Source organism: Mycobacterium sp. OTB74, from assembly GCF_029892685.1.
GTDB lineage: Bacteria > Actinomycetota > Actinomycetes > Mycobacteriales > Mycobacteriaceae > Mycobacterium.
In genome coordinates this window covers 1-5,440 of the sequence record NZ_JARXVD010000044.1, presented here as the reverse complement: position 1 = coordinate 5,440, position 5,440 = coordinate 1, and the positions used below count along the sequence as shown (strand labels likewise).

Sequence of the window (5,440 nt, the reverse complement as noted above, 5' to 3'; positions counted from 1 at the left end):
GTTCGGGTGCACGACCTGCGGCACTTCGCGGGCACGATGACCGCGAGTGTGGGCACGCTGCGCGAAACGATGGACCGGCTCGGGCACAGCACGGTGAAGGCGGCGATGATCTATCAGGGCATCGCCGCGGGGCGTGACCGTGCGGTGGCCGATGGGCTGTCGGGGCTGGCCGCGGTGCCGACGTCTATCGGCAGGTAGCGATTCATCGACTGACGTCCGACGCCGGGACGGCGCGTCAGAGCGCCTGAGTGCGACGCTGACGGGCCGGTCGGCTGGTGGCGTAGGTGAGCACTGTTGTCCCATATGGGACAGTCGTTGTCGGCACGCGCCACGGGGCTATGTGTTGCCAATCGGGCAACGGTGCAGATACCGGATCACTGCTGGCAGGTGGCCTGCGCGGGCTGATGTGTTGCCAAACTGGCAACGAAAGCCGTTGCCCCAGAATGGCTATCGGATGCCGCACTGCGAAATAGGCATCGCCAAAAGGCAATTCATGCGCGTAGAGTGATCCACGGCACACTCCTCGAATCTGGACCCTTGGGTCGCTCACCAGGGAGTGACGTAAAAGAACCTCCGGCTGACGGTAACGCACCATCTGAGATACGTAACGCGAGCACATGAGCCGGTTGTCACCTCCGGCCCTTGGCATCGCCCCAACTGGTCATCCATTCCGCTATGACCAAACAGGGGTGCCCCGTGGCTAAGAAACTCACACTCGACGATGTTGCCGAAGAACTGTGCATGTCCAAACGCAGTGTGCGACGGCTCATTTCAACCGGACGACTCCGCGCCTACCTGGTCGGCGAGCGGATGATCCGCATCGACCGCGACGACCTGGACAAGGCTCTCACGCCGATCACGCCGAGCGGCAAGGACTGGTGAGCCATGTCTGATGACCGCTGGCGCGTCACCGTCAGTGACGGCTTCCACCCGCGCACCGAAGCCATCGAAGTCTGGTACGAGGACGACCCGTGCGGGTGCGACGGCTACGGGAAATCAATCTCCCTGTGGATGATCCACGATGGCGAACCCTGTCCGCTGTTCGACATGCAACAGCCCGGCGAAGCGGCGGAACTGGGCCGCGCACTGATCGCGGCGAATGCGCGAATGCTCGAATCCGACAACCTCGACAGCACCGAATCCGCCTGAGCCGCAAGCGAACAGGCCGGGAAACCACGCCCGGCCTGTTCACCTACCGAAAGTCATTCCCTATGACTGCTGACGATTCTACCGCCTACCACCGGGTACTGGACGCACTGCGCGACGCCGGGCTGACCGTCACACCGAGCAGCAACGGGCACGCGTCGGCGCAGTGCCCGGCGCACGACGACACGCACCCCTCGCTGAGCGTGAAGGCTATTGAAGGCTCGGCGCTGCTGCACTGCCACGCCGGGTGCGACTGGCGCGACGTGCTCGCAGCGCTCACCCTCACCCCGGCAGCGCTGTTCGACGATCCGAGCGGCGCAACCTATCACTACCCTGACAACCGCATTGTGTGCCGAAGTCCCACAAAGCAATTCACCCAACGTGGCAACACCAAAGGCACCGCCCTGTTTCACGCCGACCGCATCACCGACACCACAACCGTCTATGTGGTCGAAGGTGAAAAGGACGTGCTGGCCGTCGAATCCGTGGGCGCTGCGGCGGTGTGCTCGGCGATGGGCGCGGGCAAGGCCAAGCGGGCCGACTGGTCACCGCTGAAAGGCAAACAGGTGGTGATCGTCGCCGACGATGACACCGTGGGATACCAACACGCACAACAGATTTGCGCACTGCTCGACGGAATCGCCGGCGATTGCCGCATCGTGAAAGCCGTTGAGGGAAAGGATGTTTCAGACCACATCGCGTCCGGTCACACCCTCGACGAACTCGTGCCCGCAGACCGGCCGCACTGGAATCCCCACGGCGACAACGCAATTGGCTGGCACGCCATAACCGGTGCAGCGTTCATCCTCGACGCGCCTGAGGTCATGCCTTCGATGTGGGGCGACGGGCAACACGTGCTCTGGCCCGTAGGCGAACCGTTCATGATCGCCAGCTCACCCGGCGTCGGCAAGACCACCCTGGCCGGTCAAGTCATCCGAGCACAGCTCGGCATCGGCAGCAGCGACGTGCTCGGGCTGACCGTCGCCCAAACCAGTGGCAACATCTTGTATCTGGCGATGGACCGGCCGCCGCAGATCAGCCGCTCGATGCAACGCCAATACACCGAAGATGACCGTAATGCCTTGCAACGCTTAGTGATTCGTACCGGCCCACCGGTCACCGACCTGGCCAAAGACACCACACTGCTGACCCGGATGGCCGACTACTACCAGGCCAGCATCGTCTACGTCGACAGTCTCAAAGACGCGGCGGTCGGCTTGACGGAGGATGAAGTCGGTGCCGCGTACAACCGTGCGCGCCAACACCTTACGGCCAGCGGTGTGCAGCTCTGCGACCTGCACCACACCCGCAAGGCGCAGCAAGGATCGGGGCAGACCAAACAACTCGCCGACATCTACGGCAGCACATGGCTCACCGCGGGCAGCGGCTCGGTGATCCTGCTGGTCGGTGACGCCGGGGATTTGGTGATCGGATTCGAGCATGTGAAACCGCCCGCCGAAACGATCGGGCCGCTGCGCCTGGTGCTCGACCCCGACACCGGAACGTTCAGTATCGACACCGAAACCGATCTGCTGCACCTTGTCGACCTGGGCCGCGAAAACGGGCTCACCGCACGCGACGGTGCGCGCGCGGTGTACGGCGTGGACAACCCCACCAAAGCGCAGATCGAACGGATCAGGCGACGGCTCGACAACTACGTGAGCACGGGCGAGCTGGTGCGTTTCGACGGGGAACGCGGCGGTGGTGAGCAACGGTGTCCAGCAACATGGTTTCTGGCGTGAACAGCAATCACGCCCAATCCCGTTTTTGGCAAAACCGCAGGTCAGAGCAATCACGCGGCCGAACCGGTGCCAAACCAATCACGGTGCAATTACGGCAATTACGGATTTCGCGAAACCGCAGGTCAACCAATCACGCTGACGGCCAAGGCAATCACGCCGCAGGCAATCACGAATCCCCCCGGCACTAAGTAAAGGTGCCGGGGGTTCGTTGCCGGGCCGCCAGCAAAACAACGAAAGGAACATCAGCCCATGACCACCACCCCCGAAACGAGGGTGTTCGACAACTGGACAGACATCGGTGTCGTGCCGCTGCTCGCCGAATGGACGAACGTCTTCTACTACCCCGACGCGACAACCGGAGCGGACCGGTGGCTGTGCGAACGCTGCCCGGCCCTGCTCCTACAGGAATGCACCAGCGTCGAGGTGTGGCCCGACAACATCGTGCGTTCGGTACCCCGCAAGACACGCGTGGTCTATGCCGCGGCCGAGCACGGCGTGCCAGGCACACTGTGCGAGGCCGACCGTGAAGAAGACCACTACATCGGCACATTCCCCGGTGGTGAACCTGACGCCGCAACGAAAGCCGCACTCGCGCAGGAATTCACCGAACACCTTGAGCGAGTCCGGCGCGCAGTCGAGCTGCTCAGCGAACGCAAACGCGAGAACACCACGTGACCGGAATCCTCACCGCCGCAGCGCATTTCCCCGTGCTGCCCGGTGCTGCGTGCCGCGGTCGCTCCGACCTGTTCGACCAGCGACCCGACCGGGACCCCGACCGCGACCGTGTTGAAGCTCAAGCCCTGGCTTTGTGCCGGTGCTGTCCCGCGTTGGGACAGTGCCGGGAATGGTTCGACGCCCTACCGGCTCGGGACCGGCCCGCGGGTGTGGTGGCCGGGCAGGTCAACCGGCGCAGATACGCACGGGCCGGGCGGTAGTGGCGTCCGCCAAGCAAACCGAAAGTGAAAGGAACCGAATGATGAACTCCCACAATATGTTTCACGTCATCAGTGAGGGCGAGCGGGTCGCGATGGACGTCTTTGACACCGACGACGTGAAGAGCACCCGCATAGGCACCGTGAGTGCTGTCGGCACGTTCGACATCGAGGCGCACGCGTTCGTCCCGCTCGGTGGTGGTGGCGTCATCGCTACCGAAGGCGAACCTGCCTGGGCTCTGGTCTGGTTCGACGATGACCCCGAGCGTGACTGGCCGATACCGTGGCCGATGCTGCACGCGGTGCCGTCTCACCCTGACCGCAGGGTGGGCACGTAATGCCCGCTCATTGCCCCGCTGAGCGCGTCGCAGGGCCATCGGCATACGCAGTGCCGGGAAGGCTTGTGCCGCACGGCAGAACGCATCTCATGCTCAGTTCTGAACATGACCGTTTCGCCGCGGGCCGACATCGCCGCGGTGCCAGCACGATTCGGGCCGGGCAGTCCCTGTGCGCATAAGCCCCCGCCGTTCGCCGCGGACCTGCATAACCCTTAGGGTCATGCAGGTCCATGACCTGCGGGTTTGGCCCTCCTCGCGGGTATTACCGGACCGGTCACCCCCACCGCCGCGAGAAGGCCAGGCAGGCAACGGCATTCGTGAGGACCTGCATGGTCATTAAGACCATGCAGGTCTGTGACCAGGGCGAACACCGCGCCGCCACCGGCACACCCCGTGCCCCTGGCCGGGCAATACGCACCGAATTCAATGCGAATTCAATTTAAATTAAATGGTCAAAAAGAATGGCGACCATGCATTTATCCATGGCGCAAAACAATGGCGAACGAGGCCGCAAAAGAATGGTCGCCTGTCCTCGAAACAATGGCGGGGCAGGGGAGTCGAATTCGGTGCCAAACAATGGTGCGCGCCTCACCGGCAGGCGGTCTTTTGGCGGAGACTCGTCGAGGTCCTAAAAAAACATGCTCTGACCTGCAACGATGTAACAATCCCGCCAATATCAAAAACAATTCCGTGGAAATAGGCCGAAATGCTTAAATTCGAATTGAATTACTCCGACCCCGGCAAAGAATGGCGGGAAGCGTCGAAAAGAATGGCGTCGGCCTCGACATTAATGCGAATTGATACGCATTGTCCATCGCGACAGACGTCAGCCGATGAATCGCTATCTGCCGATAGACGTCAGGAGGTCATCACCCCGGATGCCAGTATCCCTTACGGAAGTGGCATCCGGGGGCCGAAGTGGTCGACGAGATGGACACAACTGGTGACCGGCCCCGAAGACAAAGTTTCCACGGCCGTGGACACTTTCACAGCGTGGCCCCCGACCCGCTCCCCGTGTCAGACTCGACACCATGGGCGCGTTCAGTATCGGCCCGCACGGGCATATGACCGGCTATGTGAAGGGCTGTGCGCTGTGCCGGGAGCATGCCCGCACCGTGAAGCGTGAGCAGCGCATGCGCCGCGGCCGTGGCCCGGTCAGCACGAAAAGGGGACGGCCCACGGTGGTGCCGCTGCCGACAAAGCCCGGTTTTGTTGACATCACGCACCTGCTCGGCACGGTCGAATCGGCCACCATCATCGAATGTGAGCCCTACCAAAGCGA

7 protein-coding genes and 1 pseudogene are annotated in these 5,440 nt (G+C 62.9%); all 8 read left to right on the top strand.

Features of this window, described 5'->3' with window-relative positions; all coding sequences use genetic code 11:
- Positions 1 to 198, top strand: a pseudogene (locus tag M2432_RS27745) (integrase); the annotation flags it as partial.
- 498 nt (positions 199 to 696) lie between these two features.
- Positions 697 to 882, top strand: coding sequence for a helix-turn-helix domain-containing protein (locus M2432_RS27740; RefSeq protein ID WP_280830066.1), 186 nt, complete (start codon positions 697 to 699; stop codon positions 880 to 882).
- Positions 883 to 885: 3 nt separating this feature from the next.
- Positions 886 to 1,149 carry a hypothetical protein gene (locus tag M2432_RS27735; RefSeq protein ID WP_280830065.1) on the top strand — a complete coding sequence of 88 codons (264 nt, stop codon included), beginning with the start codon at positions 886 to 888 and terminating at the stop codon, positions 1,147 to 1,149.
- A 62-nt stretch (positions 1,150 to 1,211) separates the two neighbouring features.
- The gene (locus M2432_RS27730) at positions 1,212 to 2,888 is read left to right on the top strand and encodes an AAA family ATPase (RefSeq protein ID WP_280830064.1); all 1,677 of its coding nucleotides are present in this window, start codon (positions 1,212 to 1,214) and stop codon (positions 2,886 to 2,888) included.
- A 249-nt stretch (positions 2,889 to 3,137) separates the two neighbouring features.
- The gene (locus tag M2432_RS27725; protein WP_280830063.1) at positions 3,138 to 3,563 is read left to right on the top strand and encodes a hypothetical protein; all 426 of its coding nucleotides are present in this window, start codon (positions 3,138 to 3,140) and stop codon (positions 3,561 to 3,563) included.
- Complete coding sequence (locus M2432_RS27720; protein WP_280830062.1) at positions 3,560 to 3,823, top strand: WhiB family transcriptional regulator; 264 nt, start codon at positions 3,560 to 3,562, stop codon at positions 3,821 to 3,823. Before M2432_RS27725 ends, M2432_RS27720 begins: the two co-directional genes overlap by 4 nt.
- A gap of 41 nt (positions 3,824 to 3,864) precedes the next feature.
- On the top strand, positions 3,865 to 4,158 hold the full coding sequence (locus tag M2432_RS27715) for a hypothetical protein (RefSeq protein WP_280830061.1): 294 nt from the start codon (positions 3,865 to 3,867) through the stop codon (positions 4,156 to 4,158).
- Positions 4,159 to 5,189: 1,031 nt separating this feature from the next.
- Positions 5,190 to 5,440 (top strand): hypothetical protein (locus M2432_RS27710; RefSeq protein WP_280830060.1); only part of this gene is annotated, 251 nt, incomplete at its 3' end.

Coding starts and splice junctions, on each gene's coding strand:
- M2432_RS27725 (WP_280830063.1), top strand. CDS start 3,138: ATGACCACCACCCCCGAAACGAGGGTGTTCGACAACTGGACAGACATC.
- M2432_RS27730 (WP_280830064.1), top strand. CDS start 1,212: ATGACTGCTGACGATTCTACCGCCTACCACCGGGTACTGGACGCACTG.
- M2432_RS27735 (WP_280830065.1), top strand. CDS start 886: ATGTCTGATGACCGCTGGCGCGTCACCGTCAGTGACGGCTTCCACCCG.
- M2432_RS27715 (WP_280830061.1), top strand. CDS start 3,865: ATGAACTCCCACAATATGTTTCACGTCATCAGTGAGGGCGAGCGGGTC.